Origin of the sequence: Nocardioides kongjuensis, from assembly GCF_013409625.1 — a bacterium.
Lineage (GTDB): Bacteria > Actinomycetota > Actinomycetes > Propionibacteriales > Nocardioidaceae > Nocardioides > Nocardioides kongjuensis.
Genome location: NZ_JACCBF010000001.1, coordinates 510,163 through 532,526, shown reverse-complemented (window position 1 = coordinate 532,526; position 22,364 = coordinate 510,163). Strand labels below are relative to the sequence as shown.

General features: G+C 72.6%; 22 protein-coding genes. 7 read left to right on the top strand and 15 right to left on the bottom strand.

Going from position 1 to position 22,364, the window contains the following annotated elements:
- Positions 1–9: 9 nt before the first annotated feature.
- Genes BJ958_RS02535 through hrcA form a run of 3 tightly spaced genes read right to left on the bottom strand, consistent with a single transcriptional unit; the run spans position 10 to position 2,984 of the window.
- Entirely contained in the window at positions 10–762 is a 753-nt protein-coding gene (locus tag BJ958_RS02535) for a 16S rRNA (uracil(1498)-N(3))-methyltransferase (RefSeq protein WP_179725258.1), read from the bottom strand.
- Between the two features lie 15 nt (positions 763–777).
- Entirely contained in the window at positions 778–1,938 is a 1,161-nt protein-coding gene (dnaJ, locus tag BJ958_RS02530) for a molecular chaperone DnaJ (RefSeq protein ID WP_179725256.1), read from the bottom strand.
- A gap of 11 nt (positions 1,939–1,949) precedes the next feature.
- The gene (gene hrcA, locus BJ958_RS02525) at positions 1,950–2,984 is read right to left on the bottom strand and encodes a heat-inducible transcriptional repressor HrcA (protein WP_179725254.1); all 1,035 of its coding nucleotides are present in this window, start codon (positions 2,982–2,984) and stop codon (positions 1,950–1,952) included.
- A 179-nt stretch (positions 2,985–3,163) separates the two neighbouring features.
- Here hrcA and BJ958_RS02520 point away from each other — a divergent pair, with 179 nt between their 5' ends.
- Positions 3,164–3,898: a hypothetical protein gene (locus tag BJ958_RS02520; protein ID WP_179725252.1), complete on the top strand. Its 735-nt coding sequence runs from the start codon at positions 3,164–3,166 to the stop codon at positions 3,896–3,898.
- Positions 3,899–3,909: 11 nt separating this feature from the next.
- Here BJ958_RS02520 and BJ958_RS02515 read toward each other — a convergent pair whose 3' ends face one another.
- Both BJ958_RS02515 and BJ958_RS02510 read right to left on the bottom strand, forming a co-directional pair.
- Entirely contained in the window at positions 3,910–5,169 is a 1,260-nt protein-coding gene (locus BJ958_RS02515; RefSeq protein ID WP_179725250.1) for a low temperature requirement protein A, read from the bottom strand.
- Positions 5,170–5,173: 4 nt separating this feature from the next.
- The gene (locus tag BJ958_RS02510) at positions 5,174–6,082 is read right to left on the bottom strand and encodes an AraC family transcriptional regulator (RefSeq protein ID WP_179725248.1); all 909 of its coding nucleotides are present in this window, start codon (positions 6,080–6,082) and stop codon (positions 5,174–5,176) included.
- 170 nt (positions 6,083–6,252) lie between these two features.
- Between BJ958_RS02510 and BJ958_RS02505 the strand changes: the two genes are divergently transcribed.
- The 4 genes from BJ958_RS02505 to BJ958_RS02490 all read left to right on the top strand — a co-directional run bounded on the left by BJ958_RS02505 (position 6,253) and on the right by BJ958_RS02490 (position 9,283).
- Positions 6,253–6,579, top strand: coding sequence for a putative quinol monooxygenase (locus BJ958_RS02505; RefSeq protein WP_179725246.1), 327 nt, complete (start codon positions 6,253–6,255; stop codon positions 6,577–6,579).
- Positions 6,576–7,541 carry an alpha/beta hydrolase gene (locus BJ958_RS02500; protein ID WP_179725244.1) on the top strand — a complete coding sequence of 322 codons (966 nt, stop codon included), beginning with the start codon at positions 6,576–6,578 and terminating at the stop codon, positions 7,539–7,541. Before BJ958_RS02505 ends, BJ958_RS02500 begins: the two co-directional genes overlap by 4 nt.
- A gap of 4 nt (positions 7,542–7,545) precedes the next feature.
- A complete protein-coding gene (locus BJ958_RS02495; RefSeq protein ID WP_179725242.1) occupies positions 7,546–8,322 on the top strand; it encodes an MBL fold metallo-hydrolase in 777 nt (258 codons plus the stop codon).
- A 118-nt stretch (positions 8,323–8,440) separates the two neighbouring features.
- The gene (locus BJ958_RS02490; RefSeq protein ID WP_179725240.1) at positions 8,441–9,283 is read left to right on the top strand and encodes a DUF3097 family protein; all 843 of its coding nucleotides are present in this window, start codon (positions 8,441–8,443) and stop codon (positions 9,281–9,283) included.
- Between the two features lie 72 nt (positions 9,284–9,355).
- On the opposite strand, the gene BJ958_RS02485 is transcribed toward BJ958_RS02490, so the two are convergent.
- The 7 genes from BJ958_RS02485 to BJ958_RS02455 form a co-directional block, all read right to left on the bottom strand.
- Positions 9,356–9,583 carry a DUF6752 domain-containing protein gene (locus BJ958_RS02485; RefSeq protein ID WP_179724389.1) on the bottom strand — a complete coding sequence of 76 codons (228 nt, stop codon included), beginning with the start codon at positions 9,581–9,583 and terminating at the stop codon, positions 9,356–9,358.
- Complete coding sequence (locus BJ958_RS02480; RefSeq protein ID WP_179725239.1) at positions 9,580–11,142, bottom strand: class I SAM-dependent methyltransferase; 1,563 nt, start codon at positions 11,140–11,142, stop codon at positions 9,580–9,582. The genes BJ958_RS02485 and BJ958_RS02480 overlap by 4 nt, the downstream gene beginning before the upstream one ends.
- A gap of 62 nt (positions 11,143–11,204) precedes the next feature.
- Positions 11,205–11,669: an FAD synthase family protein gene (locus tag BJ958_RS02475; RefSeq protein WP_179725237.1), complete on the bottom strand. Its 465-nt coding sequence runs from the start codon at positions 11,667–11,669 to the stop codon at positions 11,205–11,207.
- A 33-nt stretch (positions 11,670–11,702) separates the two neighbouring features.
- Entirely contained in the window at positions 11,703–12,914 is a 1,212-nt protein-coding gene (hemW, locus tag BJ958_RS02470) for a radical SAM family heme chaperone HemW (protein WP_179729942.1), read from the bottom strand.
- Positions 12,915–12,939: 25 nt separating this feature from the next.
- Positions 12,940–13,812 (bottom strand): dioxygenase family protein, encoded by an 873-nt coding sequence (locus BJ958_RS02465; RefSeq protein ID WP_179725235.1) that lies wholly within the window; start codon positions 13,810–13,812, stop codon positions 12,940–12,942.
- Between the two features lie 201 nt (positions 13,813–14,013).
- On the bottom strand, positions 14,014–15,846 hold the full coding sequence (locus tag BJ958_RS02460; protein WP_179725233.1) for an AMP-dependent synthetase/ligase: 1,833 nt from the start codon (positions 15,844–15,846) through the stop codon (positions 14,014–14,016).
- Positions 15,847–15,892: 46 nt separating this feature from the next.
- The gene (locus BJ958_RS02455; RefSeq protein ID WP_179725231.1) at positions 15,893–16,582 is read right to left on the bottom strand and encodes an MOSC domain-containing protein; all 690 of its coding nucleotides are present in this window, start codon (positions 16,580–16,582) and stop codon (positions 15,893–15,895) included.
- Between the two features lie 22 nt (positions 16,583–16,604).
- Here BJ958_RS02455 and BJ958_RS02450 point away from each other — a divergent pair, with 22 nt between their 5' ends.
- Positions 16,605–17,648 (top strand): hypothetical protein, encoded by a 1,044-nt coding sequence (locus BJ958_RS02450; RefSeq protein ID WP_179725229.1) that lies wholly within the window; start codon positions 16,605–16,607, stop codon positions 17,646–17,648.
- Here the strand turns inward: BJ958_RS02450 and BJ958_RS02445 are convergent.
- Both BJ958_RS02445 and BJ958_RS02440 read right to left on the bottom strand, forming a co-directional pair.
- Positions 17,620–18,555, bottom strand: a complete 936-nt coding sequence (locus tag BJ958_RS02445) for an aminoglycoside phosphotransferase family protein (protein WP_343052536.1) — start codon at positions 18,553–18,555, stop codon at positions 17,620–17,622. The two genes, BJ958_RS02450 and BJ958_RS02445, sit on opposite strands and share 29 nt — an antisense overlap.
- Before the next feature lie 4 nt (positions 18,556–18,559).
- Complete coding sequence (locus BJ958_RS02440; RefSeq protein WP_179725227.1) at positions 18,560–19,708, bottom strand: PQQ-binding-like beta-propeller repeat protein; 1,149 nt, start codon at positions 19,706–19,708, stop codon at positions 18,560–18,562.
- 56 nt (positions 19,709–19,764) lie between these two features.
- On the opposite strand from BJ958_RS02440, the gene BJ958_RS02435 reads away from it, so the two are divergent.
- The gene (locus tag BJ958_RS02435) at positions 19,765–20,421 is read left to right on the top strand and encodes an MBL fold metallo-hydrolase (protein WP_343052535.1); all 657 of its coding nucleotides are present in this window, start codon (positions 19,765–19,767) and stop codon (positions 20,419–20,421) included.
- 15 nt (positions 20,422–20,436) lie between these two features.
- Here BJ958_RS02435 and lepA read toward each other — a convergent pair whose 3' ends face one another.
- Positions 20,437–22,308: a translation elongation factor 4 gene (lepA, locus tag BJ958_RS02430; RefSeq protein WP_179725225.1), complete on the bottom strand. Its 1,872-nt coding sequence runs from the start codon at positions 22,306–22,308 to the stop codon at positions 20,437–20,439.
- Positions 22,309–22,364 lie beyond the last annotated feature (56 nt).

Genomic DNA, 22,364 nt, shown 5'->3' with positions numbered 1-22,364 from the left:
GCCCAATCCCTAGCTGGTCAGACCACCCCAGCGGGGGGTCCGCGACAGCAGCGCGGCGACGGCGGCGACACCGGCGGTGGAGGTGCGCAGCACCTCGGTGCCGAGCCGGACGGCGACCGCACCTTCCTGGACGAACCGGCCGACCTCCTCCTCGGTGAGCCCGCCCTCGGGACCCACCACGACGACCAGGTCGCCGTCGGCGGGCAGGGCGAGGGCACCGATCGGCTCGGTGGCGTCCTCGTGCAGCACGATCGCGACGTCGGCCGAGCCGATCAGGCCGACGACCTCGTCGGTCGCGGCCAGCGGCAGCACGGCCGGGTGCCAGGCGCGGCGGGCCTGCTTGGCCGCCTCGCGGGCGGTGGCCTGCCACTTGGCGTGCGACTTGGTCGCGCGTTCGCCCTTCCAGACCGCGACGCTGCGGGCCGCGGCCCACGGGACGATCCGGGCGACACCGATCTCGGTGAGCACCTCGACGGCGAGCTCGCCGCGCTCGCCCTTCGGCAACGCCTGGACGACGGTGACCGACGGCCGCGGCTCGGGGTGGTCCACCACGTCGGCCACCACGACCGTGAACGCGCGCTTGGCGGTCTCGCTCACCTCACCGGTCGCGACCCGTCCGAGCCCGTCGGTGAGCAGCAGCTGCTCCCCCACCCGCAGGCGTCGTACGACGACCGCGTGGTGCGCCTCGTCGCCCTCGACGGTGACCGCGTCACCGACGCGGACGCCGTCCAGGGACGGCACGAGGTGCTGCGGCAGCGTCATCGGGGGCTCGGGGGATCAGTGCGCGGTGAACGCGTCGCGGAGCCGGCCGAACATCGACTTGTGCGCCGGCCGGACGTCACCGGTCGGCTGCTCCTCGCCGCGGATGGCCGCCAGCTCGCGCAGCAGCTCCTCCTGGCGCGGGTCGAGCCGGGTCGGGGTCTCGACCGCGATCGTCACGGCGAGGTCGCCGCGCCCGCCGCGCAGGCCGGGCACGCCGCGGCCGCGGAGCAGCACCTGGTGACCGGACTGGGTGCCGGTGGGCACCTGCAGGTCGAAGGACCGCTCGACGTCCTCGCTCTCGGGGAGGTCGGCCTCGAGGGTGGGCAGCTCGATCGTCGTGCCGAGGGCGGCCGCCGTCATCGGCACCGACACCGTGCAGTGCAGGTCGTTGCCGTGGCGCTCGAAGACCTCGTGGGGAGCGACGTGGATCTCGACGTACAGGTCGCCCGCGGGGCCACCGCCCGGCCCGACCTCGCCCTGCTCGCTGAGCTGGACGCGGGTGCCGTTGTCGACGCCGGCGGGGATCTTGACGGTGAGGGTACGACGTGAGCGGACCCGACCGTCGCCCGCGCACTCGCGGCACGGGTCGGGGATCACGGTGCCGAAGCCGCGGCAGGCCGCGCACGGGCGCAGCGTGCGGATCTCGCCGAGGAACGAGCGCTGCACGTGGGCGACCTCGCCCTGCCCGTGGCAGGTGTCGCACGGGACCGCGTGGCTGCCGGGCGCGGCGCCCTCGCCGCCACAGGTGGTGCACCGAACCGCGGTGTCGACCTTGAGCTCGCGGGAGACGCCGAAGGCGGCCTCGGCGAGCTCGACCTCGATCCGGATGAGGGCGTCCTGGCCGCGGCGCACGCGGGAGCGGGGACCGCGTCCAGCGCCCTGGCCACCACCCTGGCCGCCGAAGAAGGCGTCCATGATGTCGGTGAACGAGAAGCCCGCACCCTGGCCGCCGAAGCCGCCGCCGAACGGGTCGCCGCCACGGTCGTACGCCGCCCGCTTCTGCGGGTCGGACAGCACCTCGTAGGCCGCGGTGACCTGCTTGAACCGCTCCTGGCTCTCCGGGTCGGGGTTGACGTCGGGGTGGAGCTGGCGGGCGAGCTTGCGGTAGGCCTTCTTGATCGTGTCGGCGTCCGCGTCGCGGCCGACGCCCAGCAGCTCGTAGGGGTCCTGGCTCACTTCTCTTCTTCTCAGCTCTCGTCGAGGATGCGGGAGACGTAGCGCGCCACGGCACGCACCGCCGCCATCGTTCCGGGGTAGTCCATGCGGGTGGGGCCGACGATCCCGAGCGCGGCGAGCGCGTCGTCGGGGCCGTAGCCGGTGGCGACCACACTGGTGGAGGCGAGGTTCTCGTACGGCCCCTCGGCGCCGATCCGGACCGTCACCGCGCCGCCGGAGGTCGCCTCGCCCAGCAGCTTGAGCAGCACGACCTGCTCCTCGAGCGCCTCGAGCAGCGGGCGGACCGAGGTCTCGAAGCTGTCGCCGAAGCGGGCCAGGTTGGCCGTGCCGCCGACGACGACCCGCTCGTCGGAGCGGTGGTCGCTCATCGCCTCGACCAGGGTCTCGACGACCGCGGTCGTGGCGGGCGACGCGGGCGACGCACCGCCCTCGTCACCAGCGCCGGGGACCAGCGCGTGGAGCGCGCTGGCGGCGTCGGCGATCACCTCGCCGGTGGCGGCGAGGTTGATCCGCGAGCGCAGCGCTGCGAGCTCGTCGTCGCTGATGTCGGCGTCGAGCTCGACCAGGCGCTGCTCGACGCGGCCCGAGCTGAGGATCAGCACCAGCAGCAGCCGCACCGGCGTGAGTGCCACGACCTCGATGTGGCGCACGGTGGAGCGCGAGAGCGTGGGGTACTGCACGACGGCGACCTGCCGGGTCAGCTGGGCGAGCAGCCGGACCGAGCGGTGCACGACGTCGTCGAGGTCGACCGCACCCTCCAGGAAGCCCGCGATCGCGCGGCGCTCGGCCTGGGTGGTCGGCTTGACCGTGGAGAGCCGGTCGACGAAGAGCCGGTAGCCCTTGTCGGTCGGCACCCGGCCGGCGCTGGTGTGCGGCTGGTGCAGGTAGCCCTCCTCCTCGAGCGCCGCCATGTCGTTGCGGATCGTGGCCGGAGAGACGTTGAGGTGGTGACGCTCGACGAGCGCCTTGGAACCGACCGGCTCCTCGGTCGAGACGTAGTCCTCGACGATCGCTCGCAGCACGGCGAGCCTGCGCTCCTCCTGCATGCCCACCTCCTGAACGTTGCCGAGCGCCGGTGGACCTGGCACTCCACCGCTGGGAGTGCCAATCCTAGCCCTGACCCGGTCGAATCCCCGGACCCGCGGGACACGCCCTTCCTCGTCCACCAGGATTCCAGTAGGTTAGGCTCACCTAATCTCATGGTCCCCAGCTGCAAGGAGCGGACATGACGCTCGACCCCGGTCTCGACGTACGACGCCTCGCTGCCGCGGCGCGCAGCATCCTCGCCTGCTCGCTCGAGGTGCAGCTGGTCGTCGACGGCCTCGACGACGTCACCGCCGGTCTCGACGACGACGCGCTCGAGATGCAGGACCACGGCGGCCGCCCGGTGCTCAGCTGTCCCGCCGACTCCGCCCTGGCCGTCGCGGCGACGGACGGGCGCGGCGCCCTGCTCACCGTCGCCAGCGGCCTCGGTGAGCCCGGCTCCGCCGACCGGGACGCCACGCTCACCCTGTCCGGACGCCTCGAGGCGCTCGGGCTCGAGGAGTGCGAGTGCTGCGACGAGGTCCGGATGCGGATCGGCGTCGAGCTCGACTTCGTTCTGCTCTCCCGGGCCAGCGCCCCGGACGACGCACCCGACCGGACCCGCCTCCGGGTCCCGCTCGCGGCGTACGCCTCCCCCGAGCACGACCTCAACCGCGGCTTCCTCCAGCGCTCGACCGAGCACGCCAACCGCTGCCACCAGGACGAGCTGCGTCGCGCGGTCGCCTCGATGACGCGCACGCGCCTCGGCGAGGTCGTCGGCGTGCAGCTCACGCGATTGCGTCCCGAAGGCGTCGAGGTGCACTGGGTCGACCCCACCGGCGCGCACCGCAGCGTGCTCCGCTTCGCCCGCGCTGCCGGCTCCACGCAGGACCTGGGCGAGCTGCTGCGCGCCGAGCTGCACGCCGGGCTCTGCTGAGTCCCGGCCGGTCAGCGCTCGAGGGCGAGCGCGAGCTGACGGTGCCCGACCGTCTCGAACCCGGCGATCGCCACCGCGGGCGCCACGGCCACGACGACCAGGCACACCGCGATCGGTGCGCCGAGCGCCGCCAGCCCCACAGCGGCGGCGAGCACCAGCGCGCCACCGCAGGTCAGCCCCACGTCGAACGTGCGCCCGAGGGCGTGCCCGGGCCGGGCCAGCGCCGTCCACTGGACGTGGAGCACCACCATCACCACACCCAGGGGGACCGCGACCGTGAGCACCACGCCCGTGGCGCCGAGGCGAGTGTGGCCCTCCAGCGCGAGCGCTGCCACGTGCAGTCCTGCGCCGATGGCCACGATCGATGCCAGCAGCAGGTGGTGGCCGTAGGACCAGTGGAGGACCCGCGCTCGGTGCCGCTCCAGCACCGATCCGGACGGAACGGTGAAGTACATCCACCAGACCGCGAAGGTCAGGCCCAGGCCCGCCACCCCGACCAGGGCGGCGTCCACGGTCCAGCCCGAAGGTCCGTGGACCAGTGCCGACAGTGCAGCGACGGTCCCGAACACGCCCTCGCCGAGGCTGATGATCGTCAGCAGGCCGTAGCGCTCCGCGATGTGCCCCGCGTGCCACGGCGTGCCGCCCTTGCGGCGCTCGGCGACCAGCGGCCCGGAGACCTCCAGTCCGGCGAGCAGGACCGCGACGGGGACCGCAACCCGTCCCGGCGGCGCGAGCACCACGAGCGCGGTCCAGCCCGCCTGAGCCAGAGCGATGGTCGCGGCGTAGCTCCGCAGCGTCGTACGACGGCCCGGGTCGTGCTGCGAGGCGCGCAGCCACTGCAGTGCCATCGGCACGCGCATCACGACGTACCCGACGACCAGGAGCTGGTACGCGAGCGGCTCGTGGTGGTCGAGCGAGGCGAAGACGTCGGGCAGGCCGAGGGCCACGATGGCGACTCCGAGCATCTGGACCGCGGTGGCGATCCGGCTCAGCCAGTCGTCCTCGTCGTACGCGGAGGAGAACCAGCTGTAGCTGCCCCAGGCCCACGACACGGCGAGCATCGCGATGCCGAAGCCGAGCACGCCGACGCGGACGTGGCCCTCGGCGAGGTGGTGGGCCAGCCCGTCGGCGGCCTCGCCGAACGCGACGACGAAGACGAGGTCGAAGAGCAGCTCGAGCGGGGTGGCGGCCCGGTGGGCCTCGGACGGGTCGCGCCCGACGAGGCGGCGACGGGGGTGGTTGAGGACCGGAGCCGGGCTCAGCGCACTCATCGCCTCAGGCCGTCCGTCCGGCGTGGTTGCGCAGTCGCGCCCCGTCGCGGCCCGGCGACTCGCCGAACCGCCGTCGGTACTCACGGCTGAACTGGGTGGCGCTGTCGTAGCCGACCCGGTGGGCGATCGTCGCGACGTCGTCGTCCCCGGACACCAGCAGGAGCCGGGCCTGGTGCAGCCGGACCTGCTTTTGGAACTGGATCGGGCTCGACGCGGTCACGCCCTGGAACTTGCGGTGGAACGCAGACGGGCTCAGGCCGCAGCTCGCGGCGAGCTCGTCGACGCGGAACGGCTCGGCGAAGTTGTCGGTGATCCACCGCACGGCGCGGCTGATCTGGGTGGTGCAGCTGTCCGCGATGCCGATCTGGGCGAGGCTCGGGCCGAGCGGACCGGTGAGCACCCGCCACAGGATCTCCCGCTGGATCATCGGCGCCAGGATCGCGCGGTCGTGTGCCCGGTCGAGGAGACGCACCATCCGTGCGGTCGCGTCGAGCAGCTCGGGCGTGGCATCCGCGACACCGAGGGCCAGCGGTGCGTCGCTGCCGCGCACGGGGACGGCGCCGGGCGGCGCCGCGAGCAGGAGCTCGGCGATGCTCGCGGGCGTGAGCACCAGCCCGACGCCGAGCGCGGGCCGCGACGCGTCGACGTCGACGTAGTGGCCCGTGATCGGCACGTCCACGGACGCGACGAGGTACTGCCCCGGCCCGTACTCGAGCACCTTCTCCCCCACCGAGACCCGCTTGCTGCCCTGCACGATCAGCGCGAGCACGGTTCCGGACGGGCTGGTCGACGGCGCCTCGGCAGCGTCCGCGCGGGCGAGCAGGAGGCCGTCGATCGCCGTGCCCTGGTCCGGGCGGGCGTGTCGTGCGACGAGGTCGCGGAGCTCGTCGAGGGCGGCGGTGTGCTGGGGCATGCCCCGACGGTAGGAGGCAGGCGACCCGGTTGTCGCCTGTTCCTGCCCAACCGAGCAGGAACAGGCAATCACCTGCGGGTTCTGGTCTCCTGCGGCGGTGCGCCCGGGTGGTTCGCTCGGTGCGGCGCCGCGACGGTGCCACCCGACGCCACCGGACGAGAGGAACAGTCATGACCATCGGCTACGGATTCCAGGCCACGATGACCGCCCACGAGGGCAAGGGGGACGAGCTCGTCGAGCTGCTGCTCTCCGGACCGGTGAGCGGTCCGTCGGCGCACGACGGCTGCCGCGTGTTCCTGGTCAGCCGGTCGGCCGCCGATCCGGACGTGGTGCACCTGGTCGAGGGCTGGGTCAGCGAGGAGGTGCACCACGCTGTGTTCGCCGATCCGGCCTCGCAGGCCTACATCGACCGCTCGGCGGCGCTCGTGGCCGACGCACAGTACGCCGACCTGGTGCCGCTCGGCGGCAAGGCCGACCTCGAGGCGGTCGCGCGATGAGCGCGCCGGTGCGCCCCGGACCCGAGCTCGACCCGGACCTGGCGGCCGCGCTGGCCGCGTTCCCCGAGCTTCCTCCGCTCGGTCCCACGACGCTCGACGTGCTCCGCCCGTACGCCACCGTCCCACCCGAGGTCGCCCTCGCCGACCGGGCGCTGGAGCGGCGCGACGTCGTGGTGCCGGCCGCCGACGGCACGCCACTGACGCTGAGCGTGCTCACGCCGACCTCCGCCGTCGCTGAGGCGCCGGCGACGTGCGTCTACTGGATCCACGGCGGCGGCATGGTGCTGGGCGACCGGTTCTCGCAGATCGACATCCCGCTCGACTGGCTGGAGGAGCTCGGCGCCGTGGTCGTCACGGTCGACTACCGCCTCGCTCCCGAGGTGACCGGGACGACGCTGGTCGAGGACTGCTACGCGGGACTGTCCTGGGTGGCCGACCACGCCGACGAGCTCGGCGTCGACCCCGGAAGGATCGTCGTCGCGGGCACCAGCGCCGGCGGCGGGCTCGCCGCGGGCACCACGCTGCTCGCTCGGGACCGCCGGGGCCCGGCGGTCGCCGCCCAGGTGCTGGTCTGCCCCATGCTCGACCACCGCAACGCCACCGTGTCGAGCCACCAGTACGCCGGCCCCGCGGTCTGGTCCCGTGCGGCCAACGAGTTCGGCTGGGACGCCGTCCTCCACGGCACCTCGGGACCCGTCTCGCCGTACGTCTCACCGGCCCTGGCCGGCGACCTCACCGGCCTGCCGACGACCTACGTCGACACCGGGAGCGCCGAGGTGTTCCGCGACGAGGACGTCGCGTTCGCCTCCGCCATCTGGGCGGCCGGCGGGCAGGCCGAGCTCCACGTCTGGGCCGGCGGCTGCCACGGGTTCGACACGCTGTTCCCGCAGGCGCCGATGTCGACGACGGCCCGTCGTACCCGCACGGACTGGCTCGCCCGGGTGGTGAGCCGACTACGGTGAGGGCGTGCCGTTCACCGAGGTCGCGGACCGGGTCTGGGTCCGCCGCGTTCCGTCGTACGACGTCAACCTGGTCGCCGTCGGGGGCGAGCGCGGTCTCGTCGTCGTCGACACGCTGGCCACCGCCGCCGAGGCGCGCGCCGCGATCGCCGCGATCGGCGACCTGCGTGCCGGGCCGGTCGTGGCGGTCGTCAACACCCACGACCACTTCGACCACGTGCTCGGCAACGCCACCTTCAAGGCGCGCTACGACGACCCGCCGGTCCACGCGACCGACGAGGCCGCCGCCCGCACCGACCCGGCCGCGCCACCGGCGGACCACACCTTCTCCAGCGCCGCCGTCATCGACCTCGGTGACCGCCAGCTCGAGCTCGTGCACCCGGGCCGCGGGCACACCGCCGGCGACCTCGTGGTCCGGGTCCCCGATGCCGACGTGCTGCTGGCCGGCGACCTCGTCGAGGAGTCCGCTCCCCCGTCGATCGGCAGCGACTCCTGGCCGATGGATTGGCCGCAGACCCTCGACCTCGTCCTCGGGCTGACGACGCCCTCGACCGTCGTCGTCCCCGGCCACGGCGGCATCGTCGACCGGCGCTTCGTCGAGGACCAGTGCGACGACCTGCGTGCGGTCGCCGAGACGATCCGCGAGCTCGCCGCCCGCGGCGTCCCCGAGGCCGAGGCGCTCGCGTCGGCCGAGTGGCCGTTCCCGGTCGAGGCGCTGCACCACGCGATCGGGCGGGGGTACGCCCAGCTGCCGCCCGCGCGGCGTCAGCTGCCCCTGGCCTGAGCCTGCGCGTCGCACCTGACGAATCGGCTGCGAATTCGCCGGATCGACAGCCCATTCGTCAGGTACGCGGTGTGTCAGGGCCACCGGTCACGCCCTTCGATCCGTAGGCTGCTCCGTCGTGGATCGCTACGGGACCGATGTGCTGTCAGGCGACTGGAGGGTCCCCAAGCGGGGCCGGGCCGTGGAGACGCCGGCCGATCCCGGTCTCGTGGTCGAGGAGGTCACCACCGACTGGTGCGGCGAGATCGTGGCCGTCGACCGCGACCTCGACACGGTCACCCTCGAGGACCGACGCGGCAAGCGACGTACCTTCCCGCTCGGCACCGGCTTCCTCCTCGAGGGCAAGCCGGTCATCCTCACCGCGCCGATCACCAAGGCTGGCCCGGTGAGACCGACGCGCACGGCGAGCGGGTCGATCGCGGTGCACGACGCCAAGGCGCGGGTCGCCCGGGCCAGCCGGATCTTCGTCGAGGGCCGCCACGACGCCGAGCTCGTCGAGAAGGTCTGGGGCGACGACCTGCGCATCGAGGGCGTGGTCGTGGAGTACCTCGGCGGCGTCGACGACCTCGCCGACCACCTGCGCGACTTCAAGCCCGGCCCCAACCGGCGCGTCGGCGTCCTGGTCGACCACCTGGTCGCCGGCTCCAAGGAGAGCCGGATCGCGCAGAACATCATGAAGTCGCCGGTCGGCAAGGACGTGCTGATCGTCGGCCACCCGTTCATCGACATCTGGCAGGCGGTCAAGCCGGCGCGGCTGGGGTTCGCGGAGTGGCCGAAGGTGCCCAAGGGCATCGACTGGAAGAAGGGCACCTGTCAGCAGCTCGGCTGGCCGCACCGCGACCAGGCTGACATCGCCCGCGCGTGGAAGCACATCCTCGGTGGCGTGCGGGGGTTCCAGGACCTGGATCCGGCGTTGCTGGGCCGGGTGGAGGAGCTCATCGACTTCGTCACACTGGTCTGACCACCTGCGGTTTGGTCCCAAACCGCAACAATTCGGGCAAAAATGATGCGGTTTGGTCCCAAACCGCAGATCTCAGAGCCCGCTGCGGAAGCGGGCGAGTACGTCGTCGACGCGGTCCTGGTCACGGGCCTCGAGGGGGATGAGCAGCTCGGTGACGATGTCGGTGAGCTCGGCGATGCGGCGGTTGAGCTGACGGTTCTCCTGCACCTCGGCCTCGAGGACGCGGACCCGCTCGCGCAGGCCGGCGCGCTCGCGGAGTCGGCGGCGGGCCTCGCGGGCGCGGTGGGCGAGGTCGGTCATGGGGTCTCCTTCGGGTCGTGCGCGGCGGCAGTCGCCGGCCAGGCGGCGCGGATCCGGCACACGGCCGGGTCGGGCAGGTCGAACATGTCCTCGCCGGGGCCGGTGGTGAGGCTCTCGACGAGGCCTCCCGATGCCTCGATGCCGCGGCGGACCACCTCGATCGGCGTGCGACGGACCAGGCCGTCGGTCGCGGACGGCTCGCCGGCGGCGAACTCGAGGAACAACCGGCCACCGGGGCGTAGCGCCATCCGGGCGAGCAGCCACAGCTGGTCGAGGGCAGCCGGGTCGAGGCAGCCGACGAGGTGGCGGGCGTGCAGGTGGTGCGGGTCGCGGGCCAGGCGGGTGCCGTGCAGCAGGGTCGAGCGGAGCTCGCCGAGGATCAGCTGGTCCACGCCGACCTCGACATCGCGGCGCCGGGCCCGGCGCCGCACGACGCCGAGCGAACCGCGCGAGAAGTCCAGGGCGGCGACGCGGCGCCCGCTCGAGGCGAACCAGATCGCGTCCCGCCCGGTGCCGGTGCCGAGGTCCGCGACGGGCAACGAGCCGAGCTGCGGCTCCACCCACTGCGCGAAGGACGACGGCGTCCTCGGGACCGCTGCACGGCGCGGACCGTTGTGGAACTCGGTCCAGCGCCCCATCTCGGTGCGGAAGCCGCGCAGCCACCCGTCGAGGCGACGTACGCCGGCCGGCGGGTCGGCGTACTTGAAGGACGGGTCGGGGCTGCGCCAGCCCGGGCCGTACAGGAAGGCGAGCATGGCCTCGGGGTCGCGCGGCGCCGGGAACTCGTGCCCGTGCAGGGTGATCGTCGAGAACGGCTCGATCGCCGCCCTCGGCAGGCGTCCGCTGCGGTTGCCGAACTGGTAGAACGTGCCGTCGATGTGGAACGCCGAGAACACGTCGATGTGGCAGACCCGGCCGTCGGAGAGCGGCAGCAGGAGCTTCACGTCGCCGCCCGACATCCGCAGCACCCGCCAGCCGCGGGCGCGCATGGCGCGGGTGATCCGGTACGACTCGAGGACGATGTCGGCCGGCGAGGTGTGCTCGGAGAGGTAGCACAGGTCCGTGTCGGAGTCGTGCGCGAGCATCCGGCCCTCGCGGACCGCGCCGAGGAGCGCGCCGTAGTTGAGGTACGCCGCCACGCCGGCGTGCTCGCGCAGGTCGTCGATCGCCCGGCGGGTCCCGGCGAGGATCTCGTCGCGCACGCCCTCGTCGGTCGCGGCGAAGGAGCGGGCCAGGTGGCCCACCTTGTCGACGCTGAGCCGGTGGCCGGCGGCGTCGACCACGGCGAGGGTGCCCTCGCCGGCGCCGAGGCCGACCTCGTCGTCGTACAGCACGTCGTCGCCGGCGGCGTCCGTCACCCGGACCCGTCCGCGACCGCTGAGGTGCGGGCGCAGCACGCCGGGCCACGGCACCAGCACTCCCCCGGCGGCGGGCCTGCCGTCGCGCAGCGGGGTCAGCGACCAGACGTAGTGCCCGTCGATCTCGACGACCAGCGGTGCTTCCCCGGGCGGGACCAGCAGGCCGTCGTCGGAGACGACGACACCGACGGCGACAGGCACCCGGGGTCCCCGCGGCGTTGTCCGGGGGAGCGCAGCGGAGGAGGGGAACGTCGTGGGGTGGTTCATGCCGTGGAGGCCCCGCGGTGGGCGAGGGCCTTGCGCAGCGCGGTGGAGGAGGTCTGCAGCGTGTAGGGGAAGTAGGTGACCTCGACGCCGAGCGCGGCCATCTGCTCCTCGAGTCGCCGGCCCTTCGCGGTGCCCTGCCAGTCGTCGCCCTTGAAGATCCGGTGGAAGCCCACGTCGCGCCAGGAGTCCGTCTTGTCCGGGGTGTTCTCGGCGTAGACCGCGTCGACGATGCCGATCGCCTCGACGATCTCCAGCCGCTCGGCGAGCGGCACGGTCGGGAGCACGCCCTTGGTGGCGACGCACACCTCGTCGGCGACGACCCCGGCGACCAGCACGTCGCACCACTGCCGCGCCTGGCGCAGCGCGTTGAGGTGCCCGACGTGGAACAGGTCGAAGGCTCCCGGGACGTACCCGATGACCGGGCCGTTCACGGAGCCGACGACGTCACCCGACTTCTTCATAAAGTCGAGTGTAACACTACATTTAATAGGAGTTCACGTCAGCAGCCGGTGCACGACCCCGTCCGCGAGCAGCCGCCCGCGCAGCGTGAGCACCACACGGTCGTCCCGGTCCTCGACCAGGCCGTCGGCGACCAGCCCCGGGAGCGCGCCGCGCGCATCGTCGTCGAGGATGTCGACGGGGAGGCCGGAACGCAGCCGGACCTCCAGCAGCACCCGCTCCACGCGCCGCGTCCCCGCGTCGAGGACCTCCCGGGCGTGGGCCGGCGTGACGCCCTCGGCCAGCCGGCCGGCGTACGCCGCCGGGTGCTTGACGTTCCACCAGCGCACCCCGCCGACGTGCGAGTGGGCGCCCGGCCCGATCCCCCACCAGTCCGCGCCCGCCCAGTAGCCGAGGTTGTGGCGGCAGCGCGCGGCGTCGTCACGCGCCCAGTTCGAGACCTCGTACCAGCCCAGACCGGCGCCGACGAGCCGCTCGTCGGCCTGCACGTACTTGTCGGCCAGGTCGTCGTCGTCCGGCATCGCCAGCTCGCCGCGCCGTACCCGGCGGGCCAGCGCGGTGCCGTCCTCGACGATGAGGGAGTACGCCGAGACGTGGTCCGGCGCGCACGCGAGCGCCGCCTCCAAGGTCTGCTCCCAGTCGTCGTTGCTCTCCCCGGGCGTCCCGTAGATCAGGTCCAGGCTCGCCTGCTCGAAGCCCGCGGCACGTGCTGCCTCGACCACTCCGGGCACGCGGAGCGGGTCGTGGGTGCGGTCGAGGACCGCCAGCACGTGCGGCACCGCCGACTGCACGCCGAAGGAGACCCGTGTGTAGCCGGCCTCCCGCAACCGCTCGAGGTAGGACCGGTCGACCGAGTCGGGGTTGGCCTCGGTGGTCACCTCGGCGTGCGGCGCGAGGCCGAACTCGTCGTCGATGGCCCGCAGGACCCGCCCGAGGTCCTCGGGCGGCAGCAGCGTCGGGGTGCCGCCGCCGAGGAAGACCGTGTCGACCGGCAGGTCGCGCTCCCCCAGCACGCGGCGGGCCAGGCGGACCTCGGCGACCGCCTGGTCGGCGTACGACGCCCGCGAGACGCCCGGACCGAGCTCCTCGGCGGTGTAGGTGTTGAAGTCGCAGTAGCCGCACCGGACCCGGCAGAACGGGACGTGCACGTAGAACGCGAACGGCTTGGTGCCGAGCTCGGCCAGGGCGGACGTCGGGAGCGACCCGTCGGTCGGGACGGGATCACCTTCAGGCAGGGCGGACGGCACGAGCGCCATCCTCCCAGCCGACCGGTCAGACCGGGACGTTCAGGGTGACCGCATAGCCCTCGTCGACCGAGCCGGTGACCTTCGCGAGCTGGAGCGAGTACCCGTCGCGGAAGATGCCGTCGGTGTCGAGGCTGAGCTTCGTGAGGTTCTCCACGCTCTGCTCGTAGCCCTCGGTCGCATACACCTCGTTGCACACGTCCGCGGGCAGGGCGAGCTGCGAGGTCCGCAGCTTGTTGGCGACGTCGGTCGCGGCGTCGAGGCTCGCGTAGACCTCGAAGTGCATGTGCGGCCAGCGGCCCGGGTAGCAGGCCGGGAAGATCGTGGTGAACGTGATGGTGCCGTCCGCGTCGGCCTCCTGGACGCCGCGCAGGTAGTTCTCGTCGGCGATCTCGTCGTCGTACATCGAGTAGCGGCCCTCGCGGTCGCAGTGCCACAGGTAGATCGCCGCGCCGGCCAGCGGGGCGACCTCGTCGCCGTTCAGGTCGTAGACCTTGAGCGTCACGGTGGTCGCGATTCCCTCGGCGACCCCGGAGGCGGTGCCGAAGCTGGAGGTGATGTCGCTGCGGACGACGCCGGACTCGCTGAGCACGTCGGGACCGTTGCTGCCGTCGCCGGGGTAGGGACCGGCCGTCTCCTCGGGGATCTCACCGTCGGCGACCGCGACACTGCTGTCCCCGCCCGTCCCGCCGGCAGGCGCACCGTCGGGCGGCCGACCCGTCGTACCGGTCGTGCCGTTCGCGCTGGGCGCGGCCGTGCCGTCGGCTCCGCACGCGGTCAGCGCAGCAGCGGCGCCGACGCCGCCCAGGAGACCGAACATCCTGCGCCGGGCCATGATCCTCGGCAGGTCGTGGGACAGTCCGAGGTCGTGCTCGTCGGTTCCGTGGCTGTGGTGGCTCATGGACCCGAGTCTCGGGGCCGATCCTGTGCAGCTGCTGTGCGGCGGTTGTCCATCGTCGACGAGGTGTCAGTTTCACCGGCCGGCCGGTGAAACTGACAGGGTTGGACGACAAAACTAGCGCTGGGACGAGGATGCTTCCTCGTCCCAGCGCTAGTTTCACCGGCCGGCCGGTGAAACTGACTTCCGGCCGGCTCCACGACCTCAGGAGTAGAAGGAGTCGATCAGCTCGGCGTTGTTGTTCTCGACGACGTTGCGCTTGACCTTCAGCGAGGGGGTGAGCTCACCGGACTCGATGGTCAGGTCGTGGTCGAGCAGCTTCCACTTCTTGATCGTCTCCCAGCGGTTGAGCTGGGCGTTGAGCTCGTCGACGTACTCCGCGACCATCGCCTGCACGGCGTCGTCGTTGACGAGGGCGGTGTAGTCCTTGCCCTCCTTGCCGTTCTCGGCGGCCCAGCCGGCGATGGCGTCGGGGTCGAGGGTGATCAGCGCGGAGACGAAGTTGCGCTCCGCGCCGAACACCATGAACTGGCTGACGTACGGGCAGATCGCCTTGAACTTGGCCTCGATCGCCGGCGGGGCGATGTACTTGCCGCCGGAGGTCTTGAAGAGCTCCTTGATCCGGCCGGTGATCTTGAGGAAGCCGTCGGCGTCGAGCTCGCCCTTGTCCCCGGTGCGCAGCCAGCCGTCCTCGGTGAGCGCGTCGCTCGTCGCCTCGGGGCGGTTGTGGTAGCCGGCCATGACGTGCGGGCCCTTGAGCTGGACCTCGCCGCCCTCGCCGATGCGCACCTCGGTGCCGGGGAACGGCTGGCCGACGGTGCCGAGCTTGTAGGCATCGGGGTGGTTGACCGTGGCACCGGCGGCGTTCTCGGTCATGCCGTAGCCCTCGAGGATGAGGACGCCGGCCGCGTGGAACCAGGCGGCGATGTCGGCGTTGAGCGCCGCCGAGCCGGAGATGAAGAACTTCACCCGGCCGCCGAAGCGCTCGCGGACCTTGCTGAAGACCAGCTTGTCGAACAGCGCGTGCTGGACCTTGAGCGGCAGCGGGACGGACTTCCCGGCCAGGCGCAGCGCGTCGACCTTGCGGCCGACCTCGAACGCCTTGAGGAAGATCTTCTCCTTGGCGCCGCCCTCGGCCGCCTGCATGGTGACGATGCGCGCGTGCGCCTTCTCGAAGATGCGGGGCGCCGCGCCCATGAACGTCGGCTTCACGATGCCCAGGTTGTCGACGATCTTGTCGACCCGGCCGTCGATCGCGGTGGCGAAGCCGCAGGCGAGCTGCGTGGAGAGCAGCACCTTGCCGAAGGAGTGCGCCATCGGCAGCCACAGGAACTGCAGGTCGTCCTCGTGGAGGATGTCCTGCGCCTTGATCGCCTCGCCCTCGAACACCCACGCGCGGTGCAGGGTGCGCACGCCCTTGGGCTTGCCGGTGGTGCCGGAGGTGTAGATCAGGGTCGCGAGCTGGTCGGGGCCGATCGCCTTCGCGACGGCGTCGACCGCGTCGGGGGTCGCGGCGAGGTGTGCGTCGCCGAGCTCGGCGAGCTGGTCGAGCGAGATCACCCAGTCGCCGTCAGCACCGTCGGCGAGCGCGTCGTCGAAGCTGACGACCTTCATCAGCTCGGGCAGCTCGGCGCGGTGCTCGCGCAGCTTGGCCAGCTGCGACTCGTCCTCGGCGAACACGATCCGGCACGCGGAGTCGCTGAGGATGTACGCCGTGTCGTCGCCGCCCGTCGACGGGTACACCGTCGTGGTGGCACCGCCCGCGCACATCACGGCCAGGTCGGCGAGGATCCACTCGTAGCGGGTCGACGACGCGATGCCGACGCGCTGCTCGGGCTCGAGGCCCAGGGCGAGCAGGCCCGCCGCGAGGCGGCGCACGCGGTCACCGGCCTGGCGCCAGGTCACCGACTCCCACGCCTCACCACGCGGGAAGCGGAAGGCCTCCCGGTCGGCACTCTTCTCGACCCGGTCGAGGAACTGAACGGCGCAGTTCGACGGCATGTGCTCGAGGAAATTGGTGTCGTGGATGACGGGCATGTCGCTCCCTGTTGGTGCTCGTCCGAGACAGTGACTGGGCAGTAACCTAAGCCACCGGCTCCGCAGGGGGTAGCGAACCAGCCGTCCTCTGGACGAAATCCTCCGCTTTTGCGCGCACCTTGGGCAGCAGGCCCTCGACCACGAGCAGCTCGGGCAGGCGGCTCCGGTCGGTGTTGAGCGCGACGAACATGTCGCGGATCGTCTTCCCGTGGCTCGGGAGGTGGACCACCTCGATCGGGTCGCCGGGCGCGATGGTGCCGGTCTCCAGGACCCGCAGGTAGGGCCCCGGGCGCGCCTCGCGCGTGAACCTCTTCACCCACGCACGCGGCTCGTAGCCGCTCTCCCCCATCCAGCCCTTGAAGTCGTTGCACGGCGTGCGCACGTAGACCGCCTCGAGCACGACGCCGACCCCGGCCTCCCCGACCTGCAGCCGGGTCCCGATCGGCAGGGCGTTGAGGTCGATGCCCTCGGTGGTGAGGTTCTCGCCGAACTGACCGTCGCGGATGGGCGTCCCGAGCTCGGTCTCCCAGAAGTCCAGGTCCTCGCGGGCGTAGGCGTAGACCGCCTGGTCGGGGCCGCCGTGGTGCTGGGTGTCGCACACCGAGTCGCCGTCGATGCCGAGCTCGTGGACCGCGACCGGCCCGCCCACGGGGCGCTTGTCGATCGAGCTGCGACCGAGCGCCGCCCAGTCCTTGTCCTGCGGCTGGCCGACACTGATGCTCCGTACGAACGCCATGGCGTGAGGCTACCGTCGGGACATGGCGCGGATCCTCATCATTTCCTCGCTGCTGCTGGGGCTCGCCGCCTGCACGGGCACCCACCGATCGCCCGGTGCGGAGCCCGCCCCGGTGCCGTTGCACCCGTTCCCCGCCGAGTCGACCGACGTGCCGGCCGGCTTCCGGGAGGTGCTCTGCCCCGACCTGCGGGGCGAGGGCACCGGGCTGACGGTGCGACTCGTCGTACCGCTCGCGACGACGGGCGGCCAGCAGGGCGGCCGGGCCTGCTCCTTCAGCCACGGCTACGTCGGCGGGGTGGGTGTCGAGATCGAGCCGCCCACGACCCTCGCCGCGTTCCGCAGGAAGTCGCTGGATCCCTTCGAGGACACCGGCGGGGACGACGACGTGAGCGACATCCACTACCGCAGCGGCGTCCCCGGCCTGGGTGGGCAGCCGGCCGAGGAGCTCCGCTGGCGCGTCTACAACGACGGGCTGCCGTTCCGGGAGGTCGCGATCCAGTCCGCCGGGGTGCGCCTGAGCCTGAGCGTGCCCGACGAGAAGCCACGACGCCTCGACGCCCTCGACGTCGTACGACGCTCCCTGGAGGTGCGGGAAGCAACCACGTCGCTGTGCCCGTCGTGGGGACCGGCAGAGGGACCGCAGCTCACCTTCACCCCGCCGAAGGACGTCGGCTGGGTGGAGCGGGAGGGCGACCACTGCCGGATCTACGTCGAGGGCGCGCCGACCGTGCTGGAGCACGGCGCCGTCGACCCGACTCCCCCTCCGCTCGAGCGACTGGCGGCCCGGGTGCGCCGCGACCCGGAGGCCACCCGCGTCCGGCTGGTGCGCAACGCCGGTCGGATCGACGGCCGGCGCGCCGACCGGCTGACCTGGACGGTCGTGCGGACCGAGGAGACCGAGAGCTACGAGCCGCCCGGCACCTGGCGCATCGTCGTCCTGCAGAGCCGGGCCGCCCGGGTCGAGTGGGGCGGGACGCCGCAGTGGTGGCGGACCCACCGGTCGACCTACGACGACCTGGTCGCCTCGGTGCGCTCGATCAGTCCTGCACCGCCTTCGCCACCGTGATGCACGCGGTCACGTGGGCGCGCTCCTCGGCGTCCAGCGGTCGCTGCGCGCGCACGGCGTCCTCGTGCGCCCAGTGGGCGTTGAGGACCGAGCGGACCACGACCCAGTCGCGGGCGCGGGCCTCGTCGAGTCCGGCGGCGTCGACGAGGGCGTGGAAGCGGCGGCGGATCCCGTCGCGGACCGAGCCCACCGCCCACGGGGCGGCGTACTCCTCGAACCGGTCGCGCAGCATCGGCTCCAGCTCGTAGTGCGGGTCGCCGTTGGCCGGCTTGGGGTCGATGACCAGCCACGCGTCCTCGCCGTCGCGGCGACCGCGCAGCACGTTGCCGTAGTGGAGGTCGCCGTGGATGACCGCGGTGGCTGGCTCGGCGACCAGGTCCCGGGCCAGGGTGAGGGCCTGCTCGACGAGCCGGCGCGGGACCGGCACGGTTGCGGCGTCGCGGGCCAGGGCGGTGCCCCAGCGCTCGACGTACGACGCCTGGGCGCGCAGCTGCGGCATCGGGGCCACGTGCAGGTCGGCGTACCTGCTCGCGACGATCTCGCACGCCTCGACGTCCCAGGCCGCGGTGAGGTCCTCGCGCTCGAGGCGCTCGAGCAGCAGCGCCCGGCGGCCCGGATCCGCGCGCAGCAGCTCGACAGCGCCCCTGCCCCGCCAACGCCGGAGGGCGAGGTGCTCGTGCTGCGACTCGTCGTCGGGCAGCCCGACCTTGAGCGCCGCCGGGGTGCCGTCGGCGGTGGTGACGGGCAGCACGAGCGAGCAGAAGCCGTGCCAGCTCTCGCCCTCGGGCGTGAGCTCCCAGTCGTCGAGCACCGACTGCGTGGTCGCGGGCAGCCGGTCCAGCCACGCCGCCCACTCCGGTCCGAGGTGACGCTGGGCGTCGAGCTCGGGCGGGACGGTCAGCGGCACGGCCTCACCGTAGGTCGTCCACGGTGATCGGGGTGGGCCGCCCCTCGTCGTCGACCAGGAGCAGCACGTCCTGGCCCACGACCAGGGTGCCGTCCGGGTCGGGCAGCCGCTCTCCGGTCGCCGCGTCGAGCACGACCTGCCGGTCGAGGTCCCGACCGTCGCGGACCACGATGACGCCCGCCCCGATCTGCGGGTCGGACAGGTTGACGTCCCCGAACGCGAGGTCCGACGTCCACCTCGTCGCGCCGGACACGAGGTCGAGCCCGACCAGCCGGCGGTCGCGGTCGGTGGCGAGCACGGTGCCGGTGGACAGGTCCGTGGAGCCGCCCGTGACCGCGGCGTAGCCGACGTCGGTGCGCGCCCACAGCGCCACGGCGTCCGCGAGCCGCACCAGGCTCAGGCCACCGGCCCCGGCCAGCAGCGCGCGGTCCGCGTCGACGCCGGCCACCACTCCCTCGAGGTACGTCGACCAGTCGGGCAGGCGCACGACGGTGGCGTCGGTGGTCGCGACCAGGTCCCGCGACAGCGTCAGCTGCACCCGACGGGCGGCCGGGTCGTCGGCGTCGCCCGCGCCCTCGGCCACGGTCTCCCCCGTCCGCGCGTCGACGACCACCCACCGGCCGGGGCGGGCGCCGACCTCGTCGAGCACGAAGGAGCCGGTGCCGTCGTAGCGGCCGAGCACCTGCCCGGGCTCCTCGCGGACCCACAGCTGCTCGCCCTCGGGCGTCAGGCCGGCGACCAGCTTGGGCGGCGCCTCGTCGAGGTCGGTGTACAGGTCCTGGGTCTCGACCACGACGACCGGACCGTCGGGGGTCGGCACGCAGCCGCCGTCGGTCAGCCAGCCCTCGTCGGGCTCCAGGCCCGAGCCCGGCGGCGGGGTGACCCGGGGCAGCAGGACCCGGTCGTTGGCCACGTCGACCACCTGGAGCGGCTCACCGATGTCCGCGCGGACCACCCACGTGCCGCAGGCGTCGGACGTGGCGACGGAGTCGTCGATGTCCCAGCGCAGGTCGGCCATCCGGGACGGCGTCGTGTCGGCCTCCCCATCGCCGCCGTCCTCGCCGGCAGGGTCGCCGCCGCACCCGGACAGCGGGAGGAGCAGGCACAGCGCAGGCAGGGCGAGCAGGCGGGAGCCGCGGGTCGTCGGACGCACGGCGGCATCCTGTCCCCGCGCCGCGACCGGCAATCCTGCTCATCTAGCGTGGTGGCGTGCGGATCGACGACGTACGACGCGTGCAGCTCGGCAGCTTCGTGCGCCCGGCCGAGGAGACCGGCACCGGGCAGCCGCGCGTCGAGCACGTGCTGGGGTACGTCGTGCGCTCTCCCGCCGGGCTGGTCCTGCTCGACACCGGGATGGGCGAGGCCGGCGCCGAGACCGAGGCGCACTACCGCCCCTCGCGGGTCCCGCTCCCCGACGCCCTGGCGCGCGTGGGTGTCGGCCTCGACGAGGTCGCCCTCGTGGTCAACTGCCACCTGCACTTCGACCACATCGGCGGCAACCCGCTCCTCGCCGGACGCCCCGTCCTCGCCCAGCGCGGCGAGCTGGAGGCGGCACGGCGACCGGACTACACCGTGCCGGAGCTCGTCGACTTCCCGGGCGCCCGCTACGAGCTGCTCGACGGGGAGACCGAGATCGCCACGGGCGTGCTCGTCGTCCCGACCCCGGGGCACGTCGAGGGCCACCAGTCGCTCGTCGTCGCCTGCACGGACGGGACGGTCGTGCTGGCCGGGCAGGCGCACGACACCGCCGCGGAGTGGGCGGCGCACGCCGCAGCCGACGAGCCGAGCCCGTGGATGCGGCGGATCCTGGCCCTCGACCCGCGCCGCGTCGTGTTCGCGCACGACGCGGCGGTGTGGGAGCCCTGATGAAGCTCCGGGCGGCTACTTCTTGGGCTTGTCGCCCGCGGGGCCGGTGGTCGACAGCGCGGCGACGAAGGCCTCCTGGGGCACCTCGACGCGGCCGACCATCTTCATCCGCTTCTTGCCTTCCTTCTGCTTCTCCAGCAGCTTGCGCTTGCGCGTGATGTCACCGCCGTAGCACTTGGCCAGCACGTCCTTGCGGATGGCGCGGATGTTCTCGCGCGCGATCACCCGGGCGCCGATGGCGGCCTGGATCGGCACCTCGAACTGCTGCCTGGGGATCAGCTCCTTGAGCTTGCCGGCCATCATCACGCCGTAGGAGTAGGCGGCGTCCTTGTGGACGATCGCGGAGAAGGCGTCGACCGGCTCGCCCTGGAGCAGGATGTCGACCTTCACCAGGTCGGCGGCCTGGTCGCCGGAGAACTCGTAGTTGAGCGAGGCGTAGCCCTTGGTCTTGGACTTGAGCTGGTCGAAGAAGTCGAAGGCGATCTCGCCCATCGGCAGCGTGTAGCGCATCTCGACCCGGTCCTCGGAGAGGTAGTCCATGCCCTGCAGGTTGCCGCGCTTTTGCTGGCACAGCTCCATGATCGTGCCGATGTAGTCGGCCGGGGCGAGCACGGTGGCGTCGACGATCGGCTCGCGGACCTCGGCGATCTTGCCGTCGGGGTACTCGCTCGGGTTGGTGACCGTGAGCTTGGTGCCGTCCTCCATGACGACCTCGTAGACCACGTTGGGCGCGGTCGAGATGAGGTCGAGGTTGAACTCGCGCTCGAGCCGCTCGCGGGTGATCTCCATGTGGAGCAGGCCGAGGAAGCCGCAGCGGAAGCCGAAGCCGAGGGCGCCGGAGGTCTCCGGCTCGAAGGTGAGGGCGGCGTCGTTGAGCTGGAGCTTCTCGAGCGCGTCGCGCAGCGTCGGGTAGTCGTCGCCGTCGATCGGGTAGAGACCGGCGAAGACCATCGGGTTCGGGTGCTCGTAGCCGCCGAGCGGCTCGGCCGCGGGGCGGGAGCTGACGGTGACCGTGTCGCCGACCCGGGACTGGCGCACGTCCTTCACGCCGGTGATCAGGTAGCCGGTCTCGCCGACGCCGAGCTTGCCGGCCTTCATGGGCTCGGGGCTGATCACACCCACCTCGAGCATCTCGTGCAGCGCCCCGGTCGACATCATCTTGATCTTGTCGCGGTGGGACAGCTCGCCGTCGACGACCCGGACGTAGGTGACCACGCCGCGGTAGGTGTCGTAGACCGAGTCGAAGATCAGGGCGCGGGCCGGGGCGTCCGCGTCGCCGACGGGCGCCGGGACCTGCTTGACGATCTCGTTGAGCAGCCGCTCGACGCCGACGCCGGTCTTGGCGGAGGTGAGCAGCACGTCCTCGGGCTCGCAGCCGACCAGGTTGGCCAGCTCGGCGGCGTACTTCTCGACGTTGGCGCTCGGCAGGTCGATCTTGTTGAGCACCGGGATGATGTGGAGGTCGGCGCCCATCGCGAGGTAGAGGTTCGCGAGGGTCTGCGCCTCGATGCCCTGGGCGGCGTCGACCAGCAGGATCGCGGCCTCGCACGCCTGCAGCGACCGGGACACCTCGTAGGTGAAGTCGACGTGGCCGGGCGTGTCGATCATGTTGAGGATGTAGGTTCCCGGCTCGGCGCCCGCCTCGTTGCCGGCCGTGACCGTCCACGGCATCCGGACGGCCTGGCTCTTGATGGTGATGCCGCGCTCGCGCTCGATGTCCATCCGGTCGAGGTACTGCGCCTTCGCCTCGCGCTCGCCGACCACGCCGGTGAGCTGCAGCATCCGGTCGGCGAGCGTCGACTTGCCGTGGTCGATGTGCGCGATGATGCAGAAGTTGCGGATGATCGCGGGGTCGGTGTGACCCGGCTGCGGGGCGGCGGCAGACATGGTGGGCCCATTCTCCCAAAGCGGGACGGGTTCAGGAATTCGCCGCCAGCGATTCA